The organism is Salinimicrobium sp. 3283s (assembly GCF_039602225.1).
GTDB lineage: Bacteria > Bacteroidota > Bacteroidia > Flavobacteriales > Flavobacteriaceae > Salinimicrobium > Salinimicrobium profundisediminis.
Genome location: NZ_CP143631.1, coordinates 3,666,424 through 3,689,965, shown reverse-complemented (window position 1 = coordinate 3,689,965; position 23,542 = coordinate 3,666,424). Strand labels below are relative to the sequence as shown.

Annotated in this window: 22 protein-coding genes; 18 read left to right on the top strand and 4 right to left on the bottom strand. The window is 40.9% G+C overall.

Annotated features, from left to right (window positions below):
- Positions 1-46: 46 nt before the first annotated feature.
- Both VS868_RS16350 and VS868_RS16345 read right to left on the bottom strand, forming a co-directional pair.
- On the bottom strand, positions 47-958 hold the full coding sequence (locus VS868_RS16350) for a metallophosphatase (protein WP_266068856.1): 912 nt from the start codon (positions 956-958) through the stop codon (positions 47-49).
- Complete coding sequence (locus VS868_RS16345; protein ID WP_345598744.1) at positions 958-1,710, bottom strand: 5'-nucleotidase; 753 nt, start codon at positions 1,708-1,710, stop codon at positions 958-960. The genes VS868_RS16350 and VS868_RS16345 overlap by 1 nt, the downstream gene beginning before the upstream one ends.
- Before the next feature lie 172 nt (positions 1,711-1,882).
- Between VS868_RS16345 and VS868_RS16340 the strand changes: the two genes are divergently transcribed.
- The 18 genes from VS868_RS16340 (at position 1,883) to VS868_RS16255 (ending at position 21,805) form a co-directional block, all read left to right on the top strand.
- Positions 1,883-2,569, top strand: coding sequence for a hypothetical protein (locus VS868_RS16340; protein ID WP_345598743.1), 687 nt, complete (start codon positions 1,883-1,885; stop codon positions 2,567-2,569).
- Positions 2,570-2,677: 108 nt separating this feature from the next.
- Positions 2,678-3,376 (top strand): hypothetical protein, encoded by a 699-nt coding sequence (locus VS868_RS16335; RefSeq protein ID WP_266068859.1) that lies wholly within the window; start codon positions 2,678-2,680, stop codon positions 3,374-3,376.
- A 57-nt stretch (positions 3,377-3,433) separates the two neighbouring features.
- Positions 3,434-3,952: a hypothetical protein gene (locus VS868_RS16330; protein WP_345598742.1), complete on the top strand. Its 519-nt coding sequence runs from the start codon at positions 3,434-3,436 to the stop codon at positions 3,950-3,952.
- Entirely contained in the window at positions 3,945-4,817 is an 873-nt protein-coding gene (dapA, locus tag VS868_RS16325) for a 4-hydroxy-tetrahydrodipicolinate synthase (RefSeq protein WP_345598741.1), read from the top strand. Before VS868_RS16330 ends, dapA begins: the two co-directional genes overlap by 8 nt.
- Positions 4,818-4,923: 106 nt before the next feature.
- Complete coding sequence (gene bamD, locus VS868_RS16320; protein WP_266068862.1) at positions 4,924-5,739, top strand: outer membrane protein assembly factor BamD; 816 nt, start codon at positions 4,924-4,926, stop codon at positions 5,737-5,739.
- An 18-nt stretch (positions 5,740-5,757) separates the two neighbouring features.
- Positions 5,758-6,081, top strand: coding sequence for a DNA-directed RNA polymerase subunit omega (locus VS868_RS16315; protein ID WP_266068943.1), 324 nt, complete (start codon positions 5,758-5,760; stop codon positions 6,079-6,081).
- A 6-nt stretch (positions 6,082-6,087) separates the two neighbouring features.
- Complete coding sequence (coaBC, locus tag VS868_RS16310; protein WP_345598740.1) at positions 6,088-7,299, top strand: bifunctional phosphopantothenoylcysteine decarboxylase/phosphopantothenate--cysteine ligase CoaBC; 1,212 nt, start codon at positions 6,088-6,090, stop codon at positions 7,297-7,299.
- Positions 7,292-8,182 carry a DUF4835 family protein gene (locus VS868_RS16305; RefSeq protein WP_345598739.1) on the top strand — a complete coding sequence of 297 codons (891 nt, stop codon included), beginning with the start codon at positions 7,292-7,294 and terminating at the stop codon, positions 8,180-8,182. The genes coaBC and VS868_RS16305 overlap by 8 nt, the downstream gene beginning before the upstream one ends.
- A 331-nt stretch (positions 8,183-8,513) precedes the next feature.
- A complete protein-coding gene (locus tag VS868_RS16300; RefSeq protein WP_266068865.1) occupies positions 8,514-8,966 on the top strand; it encodes a hypothetical protein in 453 nt (150 codons plus the stop codon).
- Positions 8,967-9,326 carry a type II toxin-antitoxin system PemK/MazF family toxin gene (locus tag VS868_RS16295; protein ID WP_266068866.1) on the top strand — a complete coding sequence of 120 codons (360 nt, stop codon included), beginning with the start codon at positions 8,967-8,969 and terminating at the stop codon, positions 9,324-9,326. It abuts the gene before it with no gap.
- A gap of 212 nt (positions 9,327-9,538) precedes the next feature.
- Positions 9,539-11,191, top strand: coding sequence for a DNA repair protein RecN (gene recN / locus VS868_RS16290; RefSeq protein ID WP_345598738.1), 1,653 nt, complete (start codon positions 9,539-9,541; stop codon positions 11,189-11,191).
- Between the two features lie 49 nt (positions 11,192-11,240).
- Positions 11,241-12,065 carry an SDR family oxidoreductase gene (locus VS868_RS16285; protein WP_345598737.1) on the top strand — a complete coding sequence of 275 codons (825 nt, stop codon included), beginning with the start codon at positions 11,241-11,243 and terminating at the stop codon, positions 12,063-12,065.
- A gap of 98 nt (positions 12,066-12,163) precedes the next feature.
- Positions 12,164-13,174: a glycosyltransferase gene (locus tag VS868_RS16280; protein WP_345598736.1), complete on the top strand. Its 1,011-nt coding sequence runs from the start codon at positions 12,164-12,166 to the stop codon at positions 13,172-13,174.
- Entirely contained in the window at positions 13,164-14,120 is a 957-nt protein-coding gene (locus tag VS868_RS16275; protein ID WP_345598734.1) for a YbbR-like domain-containing protein, read from the top strand. Before VS868_RS16280 ends, VS868_RS16275 begins: the two co-directional genes overlap by 11 nt.
- Entirely contained in the window at positions 14,117-14,692 is a 576-nt protein-coding gene (gene coaE / locus VS868_RS16270) for a dephospho-CoA kinase (RefSeq protein WP_266068872.1), read from the top strand. The genes VS868_RS16275 and coaE overlap by 4 nt, the downstream gene beginning before the upstream one ends.
- An 82-nt stretch (positions 14,693-14,774) precedes the next feature.
- Positions 14,775-16,343 (top strand): HAMP domain-containing sensor histidine kinase, encoded by a 1,569-nt coding sequence (locus VS868_RS16265; RefSeq protein ID WP_345598733.1) that lies wholly within the window; start codon positions 14,775-14,777, stop codon positions 16,341-16,343.
- Positions 16,344-16,346: 3 nt separating this feature from the next.
- Positions 16,347-17,069, top strand: a complete 723-nt coding sequence (locus VS868_RS16260; protein WP_266068874.1) for a response regulator transcription factor — start codon at positions 16,347-16,349, stop codon at positions 17,067-17,069.
- A 137-nt stretch (positions 17,070-17,206) separates the two neighbouring features.
- Positions 17,207-21,805: an HYR domain-containing protein gene (locus VS868_RS16255; protein ID WP_345598732.1), complete on the top strand. Its 4,599-nt coding sequence runs from the start codon at positions 17,207-17,209 to the stop codon at positions 21,803-21,805.
- On the opposite strand, the gene miaA is transcribed toward VS868_RS16255, so the two are convergent.
- Positions 21,795-22,706 (bottom strand): tRNA (adenosine(37)-N6)-dimethylallyltransferase MiaA, encoded by a 912-nt coding sequence (gene miaA, locus VS868_RS16250; RefSeq protein ID WP_345598731.1) that lies wholly within the window; start codon positions 22,704-22,706, stop codon positions 21,795-21,797. The genes VS868_RS16255 and miaA overlap by 11 nt on opposite strands.
- Entirely contained in the window at positions 22,699-23,526 is an 828-nt protein-coding gene (locus VS868_RS16245) for an ion transporter (RefSeq protein WP_345598730.1), read from the bottom strand. The genes miaA and VS868_RS16245 overlap by 8 nt, the downstream gene beginning before the upstream one ends.
- Between the last annotated feature and the right edge of the window lie 16 nt (positions 23,527-23,542).

Here is a 23,542-nt window from a genome sequence, read left to right as displayed (position 1 = left end):
TTTGAGTCTCACATTTAGGATTGGTATCTTTTCTTATTAAAAACTGCTACACAATAATAGCGGCGCCCCCGCCATTCTTCTTTCCTGAAGAATCTAAGTAGAAATCTATCCTGCCAATGTTGACACCGGCCCAGCCAACCTGGTTGATCAATACCTTTTCACCTATTGCATTTAGTGCTACAGTAGGTTTGGGAAGAAAAGTATGGGTGTGTCCTCCTATGATCAAATCTATATCTTTAGTAGCTGCTGCGAGTTTTTGATCACTTACTTTATCGTCCCGGTATTCGTAGCCCAGGTGGGAAAGACAAATAACCAGTTCGCATTTTTCCTCTTCCCGTAGTTGTTTGACAATGGTTTTTGCAGTGTCGATAGGATTATGATACTCGGTCTCTTTATAATGCTTTTTTGCGACCAGGCCTTTAAGCTCTATACCTACACCAAAAACGCCAATTTTTATCCCGTCCCGTACAAAAACCTGGTAAGGCTTGATTCGCCCTTCCAAAACAGTGTTGTCAAAGTTGTAGTTGGCATTTATAAAAGGAAATTTGGCATGTGGCAGTTGTGCCAGCAAACCATCAATTCCATTATCGAAATCATGGTTGCCAATAGTTGCGGCATCATACCTCATTTTACTCATCAGCTTAAATTCGAGTTCGCCGCCATAGTAGTTGAAATAAGGTGTCCCCTGAAAGATATCCCCGGCATCGAGCAATAGGGTATGGGGATTCTCCTGTCTAATTTGATTTATAAGGGTGTACCTGCGGGCAGCTCCGCCCATACCTGGATATTGTGCGTGGCCATTATCAAAAGGTTCAATATGGCTATGCACATCATTGGTGTGTAAAATGGTAATGTGCTTTGGCTTTTTAGCAGCCGTAAACGATAAAAGGCCTAAGCTGCCTATTCCTGCAAGAGCACCTGCAGCGGCTGTACTTTGTATAAACTTCCGTCTTTCCATTACTCTACTTTGATAAAACGTTGATCTCTCACCGGCTTAAGGGTATCCTTTACTTTAAAATAATCAATTAGCAAATTCCTGATCTTATAGTCAAGGTTGGTTGCTTCTTCAGCCTTTAAAAAGAAGTTCATATTGTCACCACCTTCAAGGAGATAATCATTTGTAGCAACATAATAGGTGGCCGAATCCTCTAAAGGTTTCCCCTGAATCAAAACTTTCTTTATGCTGTTGTCTTTTTCAAGTTGCAATTCAATGCCCGCCACAGGATGAGCAGTGCCCGAATCTATAAGGTAATGGATCATTTCTCTCACGGCTCCTCCTTTTAGTGCTGCAACAACTACTTCATTTTCAAAAGGCATTACCTGGAAGGCACTTCTTGTAGTCACATCACCTTTGGCAATAGATGATCTTATTCCGCCATAATTGAGCAGTACAATATCTATGTTCTCTCCTGTACGCTTGTTAAAAATGGGATTTGAGAGTTCTATTAAGGCATCTGCCATAAGGTTGCCTATGGCTGTATTGTACCTCCCGTCAGACTTGCTGAGGTTATAAGGAAGATAAGCTAAGACTTCTTCCATCTCCTTATTTATGTGCTCTTTATATGGGGTGATGAAATTTTCAAGAGAATCGTTAGCCGGTATGTCGGGTGTTATTTCAAGCTGTTTTCCTTCAATGCGGGCCGGTGTGTAATTGTCGTTGAATTTACATGCCCCGGCTGTCAACAGCAAAAAGAGTAGGTATCGCTTCATTTATATTACATAAAAAGACAAAAGTATAAGTTTTAGTAAAAGAAAGGTAAATTATGATTCTTTTTTAAAAGAAGTCTTCTGTGAATTTTTACAAATTGTTTATCTCTTAATCAAAAAAAGTTCTATTTTTCTACTCAATTAGCTGAACTGCTAAACATTGTAATTGCAAAGAGTGAAAACAAGTCAAAAAGTATTTTTCTTATTCATGGTAGTGGGTGTGCTTTTTGTTGTTGGCTCTATTCTTAGGCTTGATATCCTTACTGTTCCTACAACATTCCTTTTAATTCCGGTGCTCATTCTATTTTACAGGGTTAAGGTGAAGAAATGGTTCCTGCCAATGGTCATTGCATTGCTTTTATTTTACGTTCGCGATTTATTGATGCTCGAAGGACTTTCTGAGAACTTAATTCCTATTCTTTGGTGCTTTGGCACTGCCCTGGCCATTCTTTATGTTTTTGCGTTGGCGGGTTTTAGATGGGGCAGGATTCATGTGGTGGAATTTATTTCTCTTTTGATCATGTTTGTTTTCCTCGGATTCCTTTATTATACCATAAACCAGCTTTTGCCCCAGGTGCTTCCTTCTCACCGGGTGGAAGCCTCTCTTTTTATTCTGCTGCTCATCACTCTCCTGGCAATATCTTTTACACAGTATATTCTCAAGTCTCATTATGCCTCTTTGTGGCTTATGCTGGCTTCGGCCTGCCTGGTCTTATCTGAGCTGTCCCTGTTCTTTAAATTATTTATTATCTCAGATATTAGCGTGACTATATTCTACCCTTTATTTCATGTAATTGCCTTCTATGCAATGGTGCAACATGCAGTTCATCGGAGAAAAAGCACCTTTCTTCCGGGTTTTTGATGAAGTATTCTCTTCAGAAGGTATTTTTTAATCCGTTTTTCTTAAAATTTATGACAATAAAATTTATTCTTAGCAAAATTCCTATATTGCACACAATTTTCCTGATGAATGAAAAAAAAGGTTATTCTTTCACTCCTGGCAATCTCTGCTATTTGCGTTAACCTTACGGGTATTTTTAAAGATGACTTTTTTCTTAGAAAGTTAGGAGAGATCCTTTTCTTCTTCCCGCTAATCCTTTATTACCTGCGGAAGATCCCTTTTAAGAACTTCAATTTTCTTATGTTCCTTAGTATGGCAATGGGTGCAACCCTTTTTTCGTGGGGTGGCAGCCTGTGGTATTTTGAACATATTAAGTTGGGAATGTGGCTTATTGGTTACATCTTTTTGGCCCGGGAAGCCATTAAACACACTGAATATGAAAGGGGCAACCGCTTTACCACCCTTTATTTTATTAGCGTAATAGCTATTTATGTTTACCTGTTATGGGTTCATATTATTGAGATTGAACGCAACCTTGGGCATGAGCTCGCCTTCTGGATCTATGTGCTCTACTACCTCAATATTCTCTTTGTTGCCATCACTGCACTTGTATATTATTTAAATTCTTTTTCAAAAAAGTCCGTTTTCTATATCTGTTTTGCTCTTTCCTTTATTTTTTCAGACATTTTGCGCGATATGGAGGTTTTCTACTTTAGAGATCTGAGTGTAGAGATCGTGGCAGCGCTTATAAAGTTTGCCGCAATCAAACTCGTTTTTCTCTTTTTTGTGACCCCCGAAAAAAAACTCAGGCTTTTGCACCTGGTATAGCCTAAAATAGGCGGGTGCGGTTGCGTTTGGTAATAAGAATATCTATAATTTTGCCCGGTGAAAATTCAGGAAATAAAGTTCGCTTTAGCGCGAAAAAAATGGCGGTCTCAGGCAGGTAATTTTGCTGAAAAAAAGAGGTTTCAACTCGGCCTTATTCTTGATGCTGAAGATGAGCAGGCAATTTTGCCATTTTTGAAGCTACAGGATGATCTTTCCCTTCAAAAGCAGCAGGTTTGTTTTGTTTTTTGCCGCGAAAAAGGTTTCAAAAATGACATTTTTGAGTACCCAGTGATCTCTAATGCCGACTTCAGCTGGAATGGCAGGATTTCTGAAGGTGCTTCAGCATTTTTGAACACTCAGTATGAAGTTTTGATTTCTTTTACTGCTGAAGAAAATAAACTGGCAGATTTTCTCGTTTCGGTTAGCCTGGCACAGTTAAAAGTAGGAAGGAAAAGTAATGATGAAAATGCCATTTTTGACCTGAATATTTCCGCAGAACTTTCAGAAGCTGAAGTTTTTGTACATGAACTAAAAAAATATCTGAAAAATATTAAATACAGCAACCTAAATGAATAAATTTATTGGTACGGGTGTTGCCTTAATCACCCCATTTAAAGATGACCTTTCCGTAGATGAGGAAGCGCTAAGAAAGCTGGTGAATTTCCAAATTGATAACGGGATAGATTATATGGTGGTTTTAGGAACTACCGGCGAAAGCGCAACCCTTACTGCCCAGGAAAAACAACTCGTTATTGATACGGTAGTTTCAGAAAACAATGGTCGTATTCCTTTAGTACTGGGAATTGGCGGGAATAATACTGCCAAAGTTTGCGAAGAGGTTTCCAGCACCAATCTTTCTGCTTTTGATGCAGTATTATCGGTTTCTCCTTATTACAACAAACCTTCCCAGGAAGGCATTTTTCAGCATTATAAAGCAGTGGCATCGGCATCGCCAAAACCCATAATTATGTATAATGTGCCGGGTAGAACGGGGTCTAATATGCTGCCCGAGACGGTAAAGCGACTGTCGCAGGTTGAGAATATTATTGGGATCAAAGAAGCTGCGGGAGATATTGTGCAGGCTATGAGGATTATTGATGCGGTACCCGCCAGTTTCCTGGTGATCTCGGGAGATGATATGGTAACATTGCCTATGGTTCTTGCCGGTGGTCATGGGGTGATCTCGGTGATTGGACAGGGTCTTCCGGCCGAGTTCTCTAAAATGGTGCGCCTGGGTCTTGAAAGAAAAGTAGATGAAGCTTACCAGTTACATTATAAAGTGGCACCTTCGATAGATCTTATTTTTGCTGAAGGAAATCCTGTAGGGATAAAGGCGCTGTTGCAGATGAAAGGAATTGGAAAGAACAAGCTAAGGCTACCGCTGGTTTCTTCAACCGACAAACTGAACGAAAAAATCGAAACCTTTTTAGGTAATTTCTAATTCATAAACCGGCAGAAATCCTTTGGTTTAAGGCGAATTTATGCTGGAACTAAAGTTTTTATAATAAAGCAGAAAAGAGTATTTTTGCCAGATGTTAAAATTCAGGATGAAAAAAGTAATCTTATTATTAAGTGTAATTTTCCTCTTTACCTCTTGTGGTGAATACCAAAAAGTTTTAAAGAGTAAGGATACCGGTCTAAAATATTCAACTGCAGAGAATCTGTACAACGAAGCCAAGGCAGGCGAGGGGAACTCCCGAAGAAAATACAGGAAAGCACTCAGGCTGTTTGAGCAATTGGTGCCCGAGTTCAGAGGTAAGCCACAGGGCCAGAAACTTACCTTCATGTTTGCTGATACTTATTACGAACTTAATGATTACTTCCTGGCAGGCTACCAGTTTGAGCGGTTTGTGGAAAGTTATCCTGAAAGTGAAAAGCTCGAAGAGGCTGCTTTTAAAGGAGCAAAAAGTTACTACTTCCTTTCGCCGGCATACTATCTTGATCAAACCGAAACCATAAAGGGGATTAGTAAAATGCAGGAGTTCATTAACCGCTTTCCCGAAAGTGAAAGAATGGATGAAGCTAATAAGCTAGCCACAGAGCTTAGGGTAAAGCTGGAGCGAAAAACATACGAAATTGCCAAACAGTATCACCATACAGAAAGTTACGTAGCGGCAATAACTGCATTTGATAATTTTATTTCTCAATACCCGGGTTCTCCCTTTAGAGAAAAGGCCCTGTATTACAAGTTTGAGTCGGCTTATCTTTACGCCATCAACAGCTACGCTTATGCCATGCCCGAAAGGCTTGCAAATGCACGGGAATATTTTGAAGATTACCAGCGATATTATCCCGAAGGAGAATATATTGAGATGGCCAATACTGCTTTAAAAGACATTGAAACAAAAGAACAACAATTATAAATCTGAGACGAGAATATGATAGATCTAAAGAGAACGGATGCTCCACTAAACACTACGACGCTTGATAAGAACAAGATCGACTCTACTACTAACAATATTTATGAGGCGATCTCTATAATTTCTAAAAGAGCTACGCAAATAAACGGCGAGATCAAGAAAGAACTTCTTGAAAAGCTTGATGAATTTGCTACTTACAACGACAGCCTTGATGAGATCTTTGAAAACAAGGAGCAAATCGAAGTTTCTAAATTCTATGAAAAACTACCTAAGCCACATGCACTTGCGGTTCAGGAGTGGCTGGAAGAGAAAATCTACTATCGCAACACAAAGAGCGAAGAATAAAAAGCTATGTCTGTAATAAGCGGCAAAAAAATACTTCTCGGCGTTACCGCGGGTATAGCCGCTTATAAAACAGCATTTCTGGTACGGCTGTTTGTTAAAGCCGGGGCGCAGGTGAAGGTGATCATGACCCCTGCAGCCAAAGAATTTGTGACCCCTCTTACCTTATCCACCCTTTCCAAAAATGCAGTTATCTCATCTTTTACCAAAGAGGAAGACGATAATGATGAATGGAACAATCACGTGGAAATGGGCCTTTGGGCCGATCTTATGCTAATTGCACCTGCTACTGCCAATACCCTTTCAAAAATGGCACAGGGGCACAGCGATAATTTTTTACTTGCTACCTATCTTTCTGCACGATGCCCGGTTTATTTCGCCCCGGCTATGGATCTTGATATGTATAAGCATCCTTCTACTTTAGAGAACTTTGAAAGTCTCAGGTCATTTGGAGATATTATGATCCCGGCTACTTCGGGGGAGCTGGCCAGTGGTCTAACTGGCGAAGGCCGTATGGCCGAGCCCGAAGATATCGTGAAGTTCATTGCAAATCATCTTGCTGAAAATCTTCCGCTTTACAACAAAAAGGTACTAATTACTGCGGGGCCAACATACGAAGCTATTGATCCTGTACGTTTTATAGGAAACCATTCCAGCGGAAAAATGGGCTTTGAACTCGCTGCGGCTGCACATGCTGCCGGAGCTCAAGTCACCTTGATTTCGGGGCCAACACATTTAGAGAACCCAAATGAAGATATAAAGATTATTAGGGTGCAAAGCGCTGTGGAAATGTACAATGCTGCTACAGATCATTTTTCTGAAGTAGATATTGCCATTGCATCGGCTGCAGTGTCTGATTATCGCCCTAAGATTTCGGCTTCTCAAAAGATCAAGAAGTCGGCAGAGACTATGGAGCTTCAGCTGGTAAAGAATCCTGATATATTAGCCTCTCTTGGAGAATTGAAAAAGCATCAGCTACTGGTCGGGTTTGCTTTGGAAACTGAAAATGAAGAGGAAAATGCAAGTGGGAAGTTAAAGAGGAAGAACCTCGATTTTATTGTTCTCAATTCTTTGAACGATTCGGGTGCAGGCTTTAAGTCTGAAACCAATAAAGTAAAGATCCTCTTTAAGGATGAGAAAGTAAAAGCTTTTCCGCTGAAGTCAAAAAGAGAAGTGGCTCAGGATATCCTGAATGAAATAATCCTGTTAATAGATGAATAGAATAATTCTTTTCTTGTGTGTCTTTTGTTTCAGCCTTGCCGTAGGGGCGCAGGAGCTAAATTGCCAGGTAGTGGTGAATTCTGAACAAACTGGCCAGGCAAATGCATCGATATTTAAGACCCTGCAAAACGCCATTAGTGAGTTTGTGAATCAAACGCGCTGGACAGACAGGGAATTTCTTCCGCAGGAGCGTATCAACTGCAGCATGTTCATCAACATCAGCAGCTATGACGGCAATAAATTTTCAGGAAGCATTCAGGTGCAGTCGTCCCGTCCTGTTTTTGGTTCTACAATGATCACGCCTGTATTCAACTTTAACGATGAGCAGCTGGCTTTTAATTATTCCGAATATGAGCCGCTTGAATTTAGTCCCAATCAATTTGATTCAAACCTGGTTTCGGTAATTGGTTTCTATGTGTATACCATTCTGGGGCTTGATGCCGATACCTTTAGTAAACAGGGAGGAACACCTTATTTTCAAACTGCCAACCAGGTTGTAGGTACTGCACAGCAGAGCTCTTATAGTGGCTGGAAAGGCACAGACGGCAATAGGTCCCGTTACCAGCTCAACGCCAATTTACTGTCAAATACATATTCCGGCTATCGCGATGCGCTTTACACCTATCACCGCAATGGCTTAGATGTAATGCACATGTCTCCTCAAGAAGGGAAGGAAGCCGTGGCCGGGGCAATAATGGATTTGCAGCGAATGAATAGCCGTCGCCCCAACTCACTTTTACTCCGTACTTTTTTTGATGCCAAGGCCGACGAAGTGGAACAAATCTTTAGTGGTGGCCCTCAGGTAAACACCCGGGAGGTGGTAGAAGCCCTCAACAATCTCGCCCCTACTTTTTCTGAAAGGTGGTCTAATATTATATATTAATAGTTTCGGCACGGATTACAAATCCGCGCCAACTGATTGTTGTTCCTTTTAAATTTATATGATCAGTCAGGTCGAGCGGAGTCGAGACCTCTATTTTTGGTTAAAGGTTCGGTACAGATTACAAATCCGCGCCAACATAGCTGCAAAAATTGCCATTTTTGAGAGGATCTTTAAAGTTTTAGCTATAACATAGAAGTTAGAGTTTTTAAACTGTAGCTTTCGCTATTCGAGTCGTTAGCAATAATCTATAAAAGAGTGGTTTAGTATAACTTTAGAATCGAAATGGATATAATATCGTATTTTTGTATAAATTTAGATTACACCAGTAACAATGTATTTATCAATTGATATAGAACAAATGGCTCGTCCTGTTGTTAAAAACGCAGGTAGAACCTCTCTTATATCAAGATTTTTGCACTTTTTTTTAAACAGAAGTTTAAAGAGCTTTTGTCAGGAATTAGATTCCTTTATTCTCTCTTTAGAAGGTTCTTTAAAACATATAGAGAACCTTGATGAAGATGGAGCTATGAAACTCTTACAATCTACAAAAAAGACGATTTCAAAAATGGATGAAATTGGTGAAGAGCTTCAGAAGGTTAGCTATTTCGAAAATCAGAATGTAAAGGAAAAATATATCTACATGCAAAATATCCTTTACAAAATTGAAGGTCGTTTACATCGGATTACTTTTCAAAACAAGAAAAAATTTTCTTCGGAAGATTCTTTAAAGAGGGGAGTGATTAAAATGAATTCGAAATACACCGAAACACTTCTCGTAAAATAAATGGCAGTTTTTAAACGAGGAGACATCATAGAAGTTTTTTTTGATCTTCCTTACAGTAAAGAAACAAAAACGCACCCCGCTATTATTATTTCCAACGAAGATGTATACGACGCTGACGAAATTTATATATGCGTTATGATGACGTCATCGTCCGAAGAGGATCTTTTTACTTTTGAAATTAAACAGGAGATGTTGCAACGGCAAAACAACAAAATCTATAGTCAGGCAAGGTGTCATTTAATTACGTATGTTATGGAAAAGCATATCGTGGGTAATTATGCGAAGAACTCATTGAAGCCTGCTGCTGTGAACAGGCTTATTGCCCGAATTAATGAAGTCTCATTAGAAGATTTTTCATGAGGCCAGGCGCAATAATGGCTATCCAAAATTGCCATTTTTGAGAGGATTGGATTCTTTCAGAAGAAATTCCTTCTTTGTCGGGATGATTTTTTTCTTCGGAAATTAATCTGCCAAATTTGGTGCCTGCCATTTGATTCTTTTAAATTTGCTCCCTGTTAATTGCTTACTGCCCATAGAATTTTGCCTTATCTTTAACCAAAATTTTCATTCTCTTGCTTACAAGCCTTTCTATAAAAAATTACGCTCTAATTGAAGATATCCAAATGGATCTTCAAAGTGGTTTTACAATAATAACAGGAGAAACCGGGGCGGGTAAATCTATTATGCTCGGGGCTCTTTCCCTTCTTTTGGGTAAGCGTGCCGACTACAGTGCAATAAGGGACAAAGAAAAGAAATGTGTTATTGAAGGAAGCTTCAACATTTCCTCTTATGATCTAAAAGCTCTTTTTGCTGAAGAAGACCTCGACTTTGAAACACAAACTATTATAAGGAGGGAAATTCTTCCTTCTGGCAAGAGCAGGGCATTTATAAACGATACTCCTGCAAATCTTTCTTCTCTCCAGGTGCTTGGGGAAAGACTGCTCGATATTCATAGTCAGCACGAGACTTTGAGCCTGGGTGATAACGATTACCAGTTCCTGGTCATCGATTCCCTGGCGGCAAATGCTTCCAGGCTCAAGCAGTATCAGGCCGAAATGCAGCAGCTCAAGGTGCTTCAAAAACAGCTACAGCAGTTGCGGGAAGAACAGGCGCAGGCTACCAAAGAATACGATTACAACCTTTTTCTGCTTACCGAACTGCAGCAGGCAAAGCTGGTAACAGGAATGCAGGAAGAACTTGAAGAGCGCTATGAAGAGCTGAGCAATGTAGAGCAGCTTACCGATCAACTTGGGAGTGCTGTAAATCACATTCAGCAGGAAGAGATTGGTGCCGCCGCCGCTTTAAGGGAAGCAAAGAACAATTTGCAGCGCATTTCGGGTATTTCAGGTAATTACCAGCAGCTTTTTGAGCGGCTGCAAAGTCTGAATATAGAATTAGATGATATAGCTACCGAACTCGAATCGGCTTTAGATAAGGTGGAGGCTAATCCGGCAGAGCTGGAGCAGGTGAATGCAAGGCTTCAGGTGTTGTATAACCTTCAGAAGAAGCACGCAGTTGCAACTGTAGATGAACTAAAACAAATCGAGGAAGAACTCGTAAAGAAAGTAGCAGTTTCAGAAAATGCCGAAGAAGAAATAGCACATTCAGAAAAAGCCATTTCAGACAAGAAAGAAGAACTACATAAAATAGCAACAGATCTACACGCTGCACGAAAAAGTGTGATCCCGAAATTTGTAAAGGAAATCGAGACCATACTTGCCGATCTTGGAATGCCCAACGCTACACTAAAAATTGAGCTGGAGCAGCAAAAAGACTTTTTTCACAACGGGCAGGATAAACTTAACTGGTTGCTGGCAGCCAACAAAGGCGGGAGCTACAATGATATTAAAAAGGCTGCTTCGGGCGGAGAATTGTCGCGAATCATGCTGGCAGTGAAAAGTATACTCGCCACTTACAGCAAGTTACCTACCATTATATTTGATGAGATAGATACAGGGGTTTCGGGCGATATTGCTCAAAAGATGGCTGGTATTCTTCAAAAAATGGGAAAAAACATGCAGGTTATTGCTATTACACACCTTCCGCAAATTGCCGGAAAAGGGGACAGGCACTTCAAAATTTATAAAGAAGATGCCGTTAACAGCACCATTACCAACATTAAGGAACTCAGGGGAGAAGAGCGGGTTGAAGAGCTGGCCATGATGCTGGGTGGCAAAAACATTAGCGATTCTGCCGTCGCCCATGCGAAAGCGCTTCTGAATTAAAAGATGTTTATTATATTTACCCGCTTAATAAAAACTATAAAACCAAACCATGTCATATAATCTACTTAAAGGAAAGAAAGGGATCATCTTTGGAGCCTTAGACGAAAACTCTATTGCCTGGAAAACCGCTTTGCGTGTACATGAAGAAGGAGGAGAATTTGTACTTACCAACGCGCCTATTGCCATGCGAATGGGAAATATTAAAGATCTTGCCGACAAGACAAATTCGCAAATCATCCCTGCAGATGCTACCAGTGTAGAAGACCTGGACAATCTTGTAGATAAAGCCATGGAAATTCTTGGGGGGAAACTCGACTTTGTACTGCATTCAATTGGAATGTCGGTCAATGTTCGAAAAGGGAACCATTACACCGATATGAATTACGATTTCACCACCAAAGGTTGGGACGTATCGGCTGTATCTTTCCATAAAACCATGCAGAGCCTTTATAAAAAGGACGCCATGAACGAGTGGGGAAGCATTATGGCGCTTTCTTATATCGCTGCCCAAAAAGTATTCCCAGATTATAACGATATGGCCGATAACAAGGCATATCTTGAATCTATTGCCCGTAGTTTTGGATATTTCTTCGGAAAAGAGAAAAAAGTAAGGGTAAACACCATTTCCCAGTCGCCCACGCCTACTACTGCAGGTACCGGCGTGAAAGGTTTTGACGGATTTATCGCTTATGCCGATGAAATGTCACCGCTTGGAAACGCAACAGGAATGGATTGTGCAAATTATATTGTGACCCTGTTTTCAGACCTTACAAAAAGAGTTACCCTGCAAAATCTTTTCAACGACGGTGGTTTCTCTAATATGGGAGTGAGCCAGCAGGTGATGGAAGCTTTTGTAAAGGGAAAAGGAGAGTAAGCTAGTTCAAATATCGATAGTAAGAGGTCTTAAAAATGTCATTTTTGAGGCCTCTTATTTTTTGGTGCCTGTCCCACTTTCTTTAATACATTTGTGCTATGAAGCTGTCCTTCTCATTTATTGTTCCCGTTTACAATCGCCCGGCCGAGATCAGGGAGCTGCTGCAAAGCTTGTGTGAACTCGACTACGGCAAAGCCTTTGAAGTGGTGATCGTAGAAGACGGTTCTACAATCTCTTCGGAAGAAGTGGTGCAGCAATATGCCGGAATGCTGAAGATCAGCTACTTTAAAAAGCCGAATTCAGGTCCCGGTGATTCCCGTAACTACGGAATGGCCCGGGCTGCCGGGAACTACTTTTTGATCCTGGATTCTGATGTACTTTTGCCGCCGCATTATCTTACTGAAGTTGAAAAAGAGCTGCAGCAGGATTTTGTTCATTGTTTTGGCGGTCCCGATGCCGCTCATGAAGGTTTTAGTGACCTGCAGAAGGCGATAAATTATACCATGACCTCTTTTTTTACTACCGGCGGAATTAGAGGAGGAAAGAAGATGCTGGGAAAATTTGAACCCCGCAGCTTTAATATGGGATTGTCAAAAGAGGCGTTTCTTGCCAGTGGTGGCTTCGGAAGAATTCACCCCGGCGAAGATCCCGACCTGGCACTTAGGCTCCAAAAAGGGCATTTTTCAAGCCGGTTATTTCCGGAAGCTTTCGTGTACCACAAGCGGCGTATAGACTGGGAGAAGTTTTACCGGCAGGTGAATAAATTTGGGATGGTAAGGCCAATTTTGAATAAGTGGCACCCAGAGTCGGCTAAGATCACGTACTGGTTTCCGACTTTATTTAGTTTTGGGCTTGTGGCAGCTGCGATTTTTGCCTTTTTTGGATGGTATTTGCCTTTGTGGGTCTATGTGGTGTATTTGCTCGTACTGTTCTTTCATTCTTTGGTGCGTAACGGCAGTATTAAAATTGCAGGTTTTTCTATTGTAGCTGCTCTCGTACAATTTCTGGGTTATGGGTTTGGTTTCTGCAAGTCAACCTGCTATCTTAGGATGTTCAACATGGATCCGGAAGAGAGGTTTCCAAAGCTATTTTTTAAACATGCTCAATAGGTTTAAAACGGTTACAAAGGCGCGGTTTAAAAAAACCGACTTCAATTCATTTTTGTTCTTTCTGTTCTTTGCGATCGTGATCTGGATCTTTGTGCAGTTTTCAAAGCAGTATAGTGAAGTGATAGAAATTCCTGTGGAGTATGTGAACGTGCCGCCAGATAAACTGCTGCTCAACAATCCTGAAAGCCTTCAGTTAAGGGTAGAGGAGAATGGTTTTACCGTTGCCTGGTTCTCACTTTTTGCACCCACCATAACTATAGACCTTGCACAGGCCTATGTAGCTGACGGTAACCTGGTGTACGATCTTATTGAAAACAGGGCTCAGCTTCAGTCTCAACTGGAGCTCGATATGGATGATAACCAATTCCTGAAGGAGGTGCTCACCGTGAATTTTGAACAGAAACAGGAAAAAAAGCTGCCGGTGATCTTCCGAAGTAATATTGAGTACGCCGCCGGATATTCGGCTGTAAGTGATCTTCAGTTTACACCCGACTCCATTATGGTGAGCGGCCCAGATAACGTTTTAGATACCCTTTCGAGGCTTCTTACCGAGCCGCTTAGCCTTGCAAAAGTAAAGAACGATAGAGAAGGGGCAGTGTATCTTGATACCACTGCACTTCCAAATGTCACTTTTTACAACAACAAAGTGGAGTATAGCCTGGATGTTGAAAAGTTTACTGAAGGAAAGGTGCAGGTGCCTATTGAAATTATGAATGTGCCGCGAGGGCTTAATGTGGTGATATTTCCGAAGGAAGTGGTTTTGTTCTACCAGGTCAACCTGAAGGAGTTTAATAAAGTAACAGCTTCAGATTTTAGAGTGGTGGTAGATTTCAACGAGGTAAGGGGCGAGCAGGATTTCCTTATTCCCCAGGTGATCAAAAAGCCCGACTTCACCTCAAACCTTCGGCTTAATGAGAAGAGAATTCAGTTTATTATTAAAAAATGAAAGTAGTAGGACTTACGGGAGGTATTGGAAGCGGAAAAACTACTGTTGCGGGTTTCTTTAAAGAACTTGGTATTCCGGTTTTTATCGCCGATGATGAAGCTAAACTATTAATGGTTAGCAACAGTGAGGTAAAATCGGCCGTACAAGCACTTTTTGGAGAACACAGCTATAAAAATGGGCTGCCCGAAAGAAAATATATTGCTTCAAAAGTCTTTGGAGACCGCGAGAAACTTGAACAATTAAATGCTATTATACACCCTGCTGTGGCCCGGCATTTTGAATCCTGGAAAGAAGAGCAGGTGGCGCCCTATGTGATCTATGAAGCAGCCATTCTGTTTGAATCCGGGGGATATAAAAAGTGCGATTTCAATCTCCTTGTCACGGCCCCTTTAGATCGAAGGATTGAAAGGCTCAAAAAACGCGACAAATCTACCCTCGAAGAAATCGAAGCCAGAATGAACAACCAGTGGAGTGATGAAGAAAAGGCGAAACTGGCCGACTTTATCATCGAAAATAAGGAGCTCTCCAGCACCCGTAAAGCAGTGCACGAACTACATGAAACCCTCGTCTAGAGCGCGTAAATACTGGATTTCTTTTGTTAACTTTTGGTTAAAGGGTATTTTGGCTAAATGTTAAAATCATACTTTTGAAGATATGAACAAAAAGATATTTTTTCTTTTGGTGGTTCTCATGAGCCTCTCTCTTATAGGAATTATATTTGTTCAGGGATTTTGGATAAAAAATACAGTTGAGAGCAAAGAAGAGCAGTTCTCTTTTAATGCTAAACAGATACTGCGAAGAGTAGCTAATGAGGTAGAGAATAACGAGCTGGAGAACTACTATTTCGCGATGCAGGAATTGGTAGACAGTTTGGGGGCGCAGGCAGACAGCGCTATTATAAACGAAATATTTGAAGAACAGCAAGAATTCTCAGATGATGTTTACCTATCTTCACAGGGAAGTTTAGAGGAAGATTTTAAGCTTTCTACCGCTTTTCTGGATGCATCTGTTGATACCGTTCAGTTTAAAAAGTTGATTAACCGGAAGGTGTCAAAGCTGGTGGAGAACGACAGTATGAATGAGAATATGCTTTCTACCACTGGCAGGATCAACCGCATCTTTAGGATGAAAGATGTAGAGAAGGAATTTATCCGTTCCACTGTGAGCGAATATACGAGCAGGAAACCTCTGCATGAGCGGGTTTCCAGGTCATACCTTGAAGACTTGATCCAGACGGAGCTAAGCAACAGGGGGATGAATACCTCTTTTGAATACGGTATTTACGGTAATGGTTTGGCTACCAAGGTACAGTCAGATAATTTTGAACTTGATGCTAGGACCACTTACAGGGTGCCTATTTTTACTTCGGGAAATAGCAGTAACAATTACCAATTGTTCGTAAATTTCACTGAAAAGAAACAGGTTGTATTGTCTTCCATTACTTTGATGGCGGCTTTATCAATTATTTTTACACTTATTATTGTGATAGCTTATTCCAGTGCGCTCTCTCAGTTGATAAGGCAAAGACAGATATCCGAGATAAAAACGGATTTTATTAATAACATGACGCATGAGTTCAAAACTCCTATTGCGACAATAAATTTGGCGCTTGATGCTATTAAGAATCCGAAGGTGATGAACAACCCCGAAAAGGTGGCGCATTATCACCGCATGATAAGGGATGAGAATAAACGAATGCATGCCCAGGTAGAAAACGTATTGCGAATTTCCCGGCTCGAAAAGAACGAACTGGACCTTAAAAAAGAAAGACTTGATTTGCATGAGTTGATTGAAGAAGCAATCACCCATGTAGAGCTAATAATAGAAGACAAACAAGGGTATGTGCAAACCCATTTTGGGGCTTTAAGAGCTTCCATTCTGGCAAACCCGACCCATTTTACCAATGTAATAGTGAACCTGCTGGACAATGCAGTAAAATATTCTCCAGATACACCAAAGATTGATATCTATACCGAGAATGTCAAGAACTACATTGTAATGAAGGTACGTGACCAGGGAAGCGGAATGACGAAACCTGTGCAGAAAAAAATATTTGAGAAGTTTTATCGTGAGCATACGGGCGATATCCATAATGTGAAAGGCCACGGCCTGGGTCTTGCCTATGCAAAGCGTATCCTTGATGATCACCACGGACAAATTAGCGTGGAAAGTGAAAAAGGAAAAGGAAGTACATTTATAATTAAACTACCACTAATATCTTAATTTATGGAAACTGAAAATAAGAAGATTTTACTAGTTGAAGACGATCCAAACTTTGGAACGGTATTAAAAGATTACCTGGCCATGAACGATTATGAGGTCACTCATGCCAAGAATGGAATGGAAGGATTTGAAAAGTTTAAAAAAGACGATTTTGATCTTTGCATTCTTGATGTAATGATGCCTTATAAAGATGGTTTCACCCTGGCCAAAGAAATACGGGAAAAGAACGAAGAAGTGCCAATTATCTTTTTAACTGCGAAAGCAATGAAAGAAGATGTGTTGAAAGGTTACAAAGTAGGGGCAGATGACTACCTCAACAAACCTTTTGACAGTGAGGTACTGCTTATGAAGATCAAAGCCATTATGCAGCGTAAAGCTACAGATAGTGTGGCCGATAGCAAGCAGTTTGAATTCCAGATTGGAGATTTTCACCTCAATTCAAAGCTCCGCTTCCTTACGTTTAGGGATGAAGAGCCTTCAAAACTTTCTCCAAAAGAAAATGAATTGCTGCGCCTGCTCGCCTTACATGAGAACGATCTTATGCCAAGAGAGCTTGCACTAACAAAAATTTGGAGAGACGACAACTATTTTACATCCCGAAGTATGGATGTTTATATTGCCAAGCTGCGTAAATACCTTAAAAAGGATGAGAACGTTGAGATCCTTAACATTCATGGGGAAGGATTCAGGCTTGTTATAAGAAATAAAGAAGAAGCACAGAGTTAACATATTAGATTTCAGTTTCTAAGTATTTGGGCCTTGCTGCAGTTAAGCTGCAGCAACGTCCTCATATTTACATGTTAACATTTTCCTGCCCGGGGGTCTTCGTTTACTTACTTATATTTGCGTGTAACCTGCACTAAATGAGGAGACTTCATGCCATCCAAAAATGTCATTTTACTGCCGTACTCCTGCGGCATTTTTTTGGTTGTGGCCGAAATACAAGAGGGCTCAAAAATGCCATTTTTGAAAGGTTATTTCTTCTTTTTTTTCTTCTGAATTGTGGGGCTTTATTACATGCACAGAATGGAGTTAATATTTCCAGTTCTGAAAATAGTCCTACCCAACAAAACCCAATACCAATCAATTTTGAATTTGACCAACCTATAAATGGGTTTGATCTTGGGGATGTAACCAGGTCTGGAGGTTCATTGGATAATTTTTTTGTTGAAACTCCAGAATATATTAAAGAGGACAGTTTAAGTTTACTTCCAAGAGTAGGAGCATCCAATTATGAAGATGCAATTCTCTCTTTAGATTTGAATTCAAAAGGGGAATTTTTTGCATTGACGGTTGGGAACGGGATTATGAAATTTGATGAAAATGGTATTGTGGATCCTAACTTCATCACATATAAAACTTCCTATTCAGGCAAAGAAATCTTGCGACCGTTTGATTTAGTCATAGATAGTAAAGACCAAATCTATATAGCAGATTCGGAAAACTGCCGAATTCTAGTTTTTAATTCAAACGGTAATTTAGATAATATAATAGGAGGTAATTGTAGCACTGCTAATCCTGGCAAGGATGAATTTAGTCGTCCCTTTGGTTTGGCTATTGATGAGGCTGATAATTTATATGTTGCAGATTCAGATGACAATTCTGTACACGTATATTATGCAGATGGACGATATGATAAGTTTCCAAAACCTGGAGATGAAAAATTAGTTAATCCAATTAGATTGGATGTGGATAATAAAGGTAAAATTTATATCACTGATCGAGGGGGAGCAAATGGAAGAGTCATAATTTTTAATTCTTCTTTGCAATATACTGGGAATACTATACCTGGAGGTAATAATGAGTTGAATTCACCCGGTAGTGTGGTTGTCGATGATTATGGATTTATTTACGTTGCAGATCTCGGGGATGTGAATTTTAGTGATTTTTTAGAAGTAGATCCAAATAATTTCGCTGCAATATTTGCTCTAGTATTTCAATTGGCAGGTGGTGATTATTCCATACAAGTTTTTGATTCTTCTTTTATACATCGAACAACAATTGAAAGTGAAATTCAAATTCCATTAGATTTAGCTCTTGATGAATGTGGTTTTCTCTTAATAAATGAAGCCCGTATAGATATTGGACGGCTGAACATTGAATTTGGTTTGGAATATTTTAATCGGCTCCCCGATATCTTCACAGCTGATCTTACTATAGCCGAAGAATGTACACCTGCCACAGTTTCCGTAGAGGCAGGAGTTGGTGTAGATATAGAATGTCAACCTATTCCTGCTCAGGTTTCAAATACTCTTTCTATGGTATGGGATCAAACTGTACCTGTAATAGATTGCACTCCGCCTGAAGTTGTTCTCCCCAGGAACGGACAAGGAAAATACATACTTCCAGATTATAGTAACCGGGTAAGTGACAACTGTGATCCCAATGTAGCTGTAACTCAAACTCCTTCACCAGGAGAAATTACCCAGGGCGGCCAGGTAATTATCTCTGCTGAAGATGCTGCCGGTAATATTTCTTCCTGTTCTTTTACGGTCAAACTTGAAGCAGCTCCTCAAACAACTTTTTCATGTCCCGATCCTAATGATATTCCTGAACTCGAACTGGATGCCAATTGTACATATGAAGAAACAGATTTCAGTTATTTATTATCAGATTTTCAAAACTTCATTAACGAGGAATATCTGGTGCAAACGGAAACCAGACAGGGGAATGTTCTGAAAGTAAATATTAAAGTTTATGATGGCGAGAATGGAAACTTTGTAAATGAATGCATTTTTGATGTGAAACTAATTGACGAGACCCCTCCTACCATAACCTGTCCACCAGATGTGAATGAAACCGTGCCCCTGGGAGTGACAGGTAAAATAGTGAACTATACAGTACCTACCTATGGCGATAATTGTTCAGGAGTCACAATGGAGCAAACAAACGGTCTTCCAACAGGAAGCGAGTTTCCAGTTGGACAAATTATAACAAACACCTTTGTTGTTACAGATGCTTCCGGAGAAACTGCCACCTGTAGTTTCACAGTTACCATAACGGCAAGTAATGATGAGGAAGATCCGGTGATCACATGTCCCACAAATATTGAAGTATTAGCCGATCCCGAAGAATGTGGAGCGGTGGTAGAATACAATTTGCCCACAGCTACCGATAATGACGGGGAACCGGCTATAACTATTTTTAATAGTGGTCCCGTTTCAGGTTCGTTTTTCTCCGTGGGGGACACCTACATTGAATTCGAGGCAAGGGATGCAGCTGGTAATATTGACACCTGTACGTTGACAATTACAGTAAAGGATGAAGAAGCCCCTGTCTTCACCACCTGTCCCCAAGGTACTCAAAGAACTATTACCGCCGTTAACGGTCAATTTCTTGTTCCCGATCTTAGTGGAGAAGTTGTAGCTAGAGATAATTGTACAAGTGATGCCATGATTACTTACATTCAGGAACCGAAAGTGGACGAGGAAATATTTTCGGACACAACATTAAAAATTTATGCTTCCGATGAATATAATAATCAATCTGTTGCGTGTGAGATTCAACTGATTATAGATGATGATGAGGATGAACTGGAAATTACCTGTCCCGGAAATCTTACTCCTTCCTTTGAAGAGAATTGTTCTTTTGAGCTGCCAGATTATACCAGTTCAGCGACTGTAAATTCATCCACAGCCCAAATTACTCAGGATCCTCCTGCAGGTACTCTAATTTACGGCAGAACAGAAATTACACTTACTGCGACTGAAGGCGGCGAGACTGCTGAATGTTCTTTTACAGTTGATCCTGTTGATGACGTCAAACCAATCATTAATTGCCGCGATGACCTAGAAATTCACCTGAACGAAAATGGCTTCGGGGTAATTCCACCCGAAATATTGTTATCCACTATAGAAGACAATTGCGGAATAGACAACATAAGCCTGAACAAAAGCCGTTTTGAGACTTCAGATGTGGGAGAGAATGATATTTTGGTAACTGTAGAAGACGTGAATGGGAATGTCGCAACCTGTGAGGCTACCGTGAACGTGGTGCCTTATGATCCTCTTAAAGATATGGGGTGTGTAGATGCAGTTGAATTGGAACTTGATCAAAATGGATATAGAGAATTAAATCTCACCTATACCGGCGAAGAGGAAGACATTCAGCTCGAATTGAGTAAAATGGATTTTACCTGTGATGATATCGGCTTGCCTCAAATGATCACTGCTACGTATAACGGTCAATACACCGGAAGCTGTGAAGTAGAAGTGACCGTTGTTGATAAATTGGCGCCCCGGGTAAATTGTATTTCCAAAATTGATCTTGTACTGGATGCAAACGGTCAGGGGCAATTATCTGTTGAGGATGTAGACCTCAATTCTACCGATAATTGTAAGATCGAAGATATGTCTTTGAGCAAAAACAATTTTACCACCGAAGATGTGGGTACTCAGACTGTGCGGTTTACAGTAACCGATGCTTCCGGAAACTCCGATTTTTGTGAGGTTGTCGTAAATGTGAGACCATTTATGGGCACGGGCGGTGATCTCAATTGTGTAGAGGAAGTCGTTCTGCAATTAAACAACGACGGAAATGCCATTTTAAAGGCCGAAGATTTGTTTGACGGTGATTCGTCGGATATTGATTTCTATGGGGAAACCACTTATACCTGTGAAGATTTGGGTACCAATTATATTACATTTTCCAAAATAGATGACTCCTCTCAAACTTGCGAGATAAGGGTAGAGGTAGAGGATAATATAGATCCTGTTGCCCATTGTAAGGCAGACTATGTGTTGACCCTGGGTGCAAATGGGACTGCAACCCTTTCTCCCGAAAACTTTGGTGCTGGCTCTACAGATAACTGCGGAATTGCCTCCATGAGCCTTAACCGTACCTCCTTTACCACCGCCGATTTAGGGCAGCAGCAGCTGCTGCTTACCGTGACAGATAATTCAGGAAATGTGGGTACCTGCGAGACACCTATTCTGGTGCAGCCATATGAAGAAAATCCTTCGGGTATTGAGTGTAAGGCACTTTTTGTACTTGCGTTAAATGCGAATGGAAGTGCCCAGCTACAGCCACAAGACCTGTTTACAGGAGGTATGAGCGGCACTTATAGTGTGAGCCAATCTATTTTCACCTGTGAAGACCTGGGAGAAAACGAAGTGGTACTTTCCTATTCTACCGTGAATGGAAGTGGTTCCTGCACAGTAAAAGTGATGGTTGAAGATCCGCAGATTGTGTGTGATTCGTCTCCGGCACCCGAGCGCGATTCTTTGATCATGTACCCCAACCCCGGTGATGGTTTGATAAGCTTCGAACTTTCTCCCGGGCTGCAAATAAACAGGATTGAAATCTTCGATTTTAGAGGCCGGTTCCTTCGCGAGCAGCAATATGACAACAGTCAGCCCATTCCAGATTATCAGCTTGATTTAAGTGCTTACCAGGCAGGAGTATATCCGCTTGTGATCTACACCAATGGGCGAGAGTACTTAAAAAGGGTAATTATAAAGTAATTTTTTTCTGAATAGCAGTGATGATCTCGTTGGGAGGCGTTTCTGCATCAAACCAGTTGATAGTTTCATTTTTCCTAAACCAGGTGAGTTGTCGTTTCGCAAACCTTCTGGTGTTCTTTTTTATTTCACTTACCGCAGTTTCAAGATCCCATCGTTCTTCGAGATATTTGAAAATTTCCTTATATCCCACCGTATTTAATGCATTCAGTTCCCGCTTCATAAAAAGTGCTTTTACTTCCTCCAAAAGGCCCTGTTGCATCATGATATCAACCCGGTGGTTAATGCGGTCATAAATAATTTCGCGTTCCGCAGAGATTCCCACGTATAAGGTGTCAAAAAAGCGGTTTTTTGAGTTCTTTTTTCTGAAGTCTGAATAAGGTTTCCCGGTGCCCCTGCAAATTTCCAGTGCCCGTATTACCCGTTGCGGATTCTGTAGATCAACTTCGGAATAATACTCCGGATCAAGGGTTTTGAGTTCCTCCTGAAGGGTTTCCAGTCCTTTTTGCTCCAAATTCTCCTTCAAATTAAGCCTGATTTTCGGATCTACTTCCGGAAATTCATCAAGACCTTTTACTACCGCATCAATATAAAGTCCGCTGCCGCCAACCATCACCACCACGTCGTGCTTCAAAAATAACTCCTGAAGACGTTGTATGGCATCACGTTCAAAATCTCCTACAGAATAATCTTCTTCCACAGAAATATGCTGAATAAAATGATGCCGTGCAGCTTTTAACTCTGCTTCAGAAGGTACCGCAGTACCTATTTGCATCTCTTTGTAGAACTGCCTTGAATCGGCCGAGATAATTTCAGTATTAAAATGCCGGGCAAGCTCAATTCCCATAGATGTTTTTCCAATGGCTGTAGGGCCTACAACGGCAATGAGGTATTTCTTATTCATTAAGGGGATTTCCGCAGTTATGACAGTATTCTGCCTTATCGAGGTGTTTGGTTTCATTACAATATGGGCAAACCTGCGTGTTCACAGGAATTTCCCTTGCCGAGGCACGGCTGAATTCAGAAGTCACAATTCCGGTGGGAACAGCAATGATACCATAACCGGTAATCATGATCACCGAGGCAATAAACTGCCCCAGGGGAGTCACGGGGTGAATGTCACCAAAGCCCACCGTGGTAAGGGTCACTATACACCAGTAAATGCCTGTAGGGATGCTGGTGTAACCATTTTCGGGCCCTTCAACCAGGTACATCACCGTGCCCATAATGACACATAAAATAACCACTGCATACAGGAAAACCAGGATCTTTGCGCGACTGTTACGCAATGCAAGTAAGAGCCGGTTTGACTCTCCAATATACCTCGTGATTTTTAAAATTCTGAAGATACGCAGCAATCGCAAAGCCCTCACAGCGAATAATAGGTTATGCCCGCCTCCCAGGATCGCCAGATAGGTTGGCAGGGTAGAGAGGAGGTCTACTATGCCGTAAAAACTAAAAATATAGCGGGTTGGCCGGTTAATTACAATAATCCGCAGCATGTATTCTATAGAAAATATGATGGTGATGATCCATTCGGCTGTATAAAACTGCCAGTAGTATTTGTCACTCATGCCGGGGATGCTCTCCAGCATAACCAGTACAATACTCAGTACAATTACCAGGAGCAAACCAATATCAAAAGCTTTTCCCGCAGGCGTATCGGCTTCATAAATAATTTCATGAAGTTTACTTTTCCAGGAAGGTATGTTTGTTTGGGCCACGCAAATTGAATTACAG

What these genes read in the sequence shown, in the direction of transcription:
- VS868_RS16335 (WP_266068859.1), top strand. Translation starts at nt 2,678, where the DNA reads ATGAAAAAAAAGGTTATTCTTTCACTCCTGGCAATCTCTGCTATTTGC.
- VS868_RS16285 (WP_345598737.1), top strand. Translation starts at nt 11,241, where the DNA reads ATGTCATATAATCTACTTAAAGGAAAGAAAGGGATCATCTTTGGAGCC.
- VS868_RS16300 (WP_266068865.1), top strand. Translation starts at nt 8,514, where the DNA reads ATGTATTTATCAATTGATATAGAACAAATGGCTCGTCCTGTTGTTAAA.
- coaE (WP_266068872.1), top strand. Translation starts at nt 14,117, where the DNA reads ATGAAAGTAGTAGGACTTACGGGAGGTATTGGAAGCGGAAAAACTACT.
- VS868_RS16265 (WP_345598733.1), top strand. Translation starts at nt 14,775, where the DNA reads ATGAACAAAAAGATATTTTTTCTTTTGGTGGTTCTCATGAGCCTCTCT.
- VS868_RS16275 (WP_345598734.1), top strand. Translation starts at nt 13,164, where the DNA reads ATGCTCAATAGGTTTAAAACGGTTACAAAGGCGCGGTTTAAAAAAACC.
- miaA (WP_345598731.1), bottom strand. Translation starts at nt 22,706, where the DNA reads ATGAATAAGAAATACCTCATTGCCGTTGTAGGCCCTACAGCCATTGGA.
- VS868_RS16350 (WP_266068856.1), bottom strand. Translation starts at nt 958, where the DNA reads ATGGAAAGACGGAAGTTTATACAAAGTACAGCCGCTGCAGGTGCTCTT.
- VS868_RS16255 (WP_345598732.1), top strand. Translation starts at nt 17,207, where the DNA reads ATGAGGAGACTTCATGCCATCCAAAAATGTCATTTTACTGCCGTACTC.
- VS868_RS16295 (WP_266068866.1), top strand. Translation starts at nt 8,967, where the DNA reads ATGGCAGTTTTTAAACGAGGAGACATCATAGAAGTTTTTTTTGATCTT.
- VS868_RS16260 (WP_266068874.1), top strand. Translation starts at nt 16,347, where the DNA reads ATGGAAACTGAAAATAAGAAGATTTTACTAGTTGAAGACGATCCAAAC.
- bamD (WP_266068862.1), top strand. Translation starts at nt 4,924, where the DNA reads ATGAAAAAAGTAATCTTATTATTAAGTGTAATTTTCCTCTTTACCTCT.
- VS868_RS16305 (WP_345598739.1), top strand. Translation starts at nt 7,292, where the DNA reads ATGAATAGAATAATTCTTTTCTTGTGTGTCTTTTGTTTCAGCCTTGCC.
- VS868_RS16345 (WP_345598744.1), bottom strand. Translation starts at nt 1,710, where the DNA reads ATGAAGCGATACCTACTCTTTTTGCTGTTGACAGCCGGGGCATGTAAA.
- dapA (WP_345598741.1), top strand. Translation starts at nt 3,945, where the DNA reads ATGAATAAATTTATTGGTACGGGTGTTGCCTTAATCACCCCATTTAAA.
- VS868_RS16280 (WP_345598736.1), top strand. Translation starts at nt 12,164, where the DNA reads ATGAAGCTGTCCTTCTCATTTATTGTTCCCGTTTACAATCGCCCGGCC.
- coaBC (WP_345598740.1), top strand. Translation starts at nt 6,088, where the DNA reads ATGTCTGTAATAAGCGGCAAAAAAATACTTCTCGGCGTTACCGCGGGT.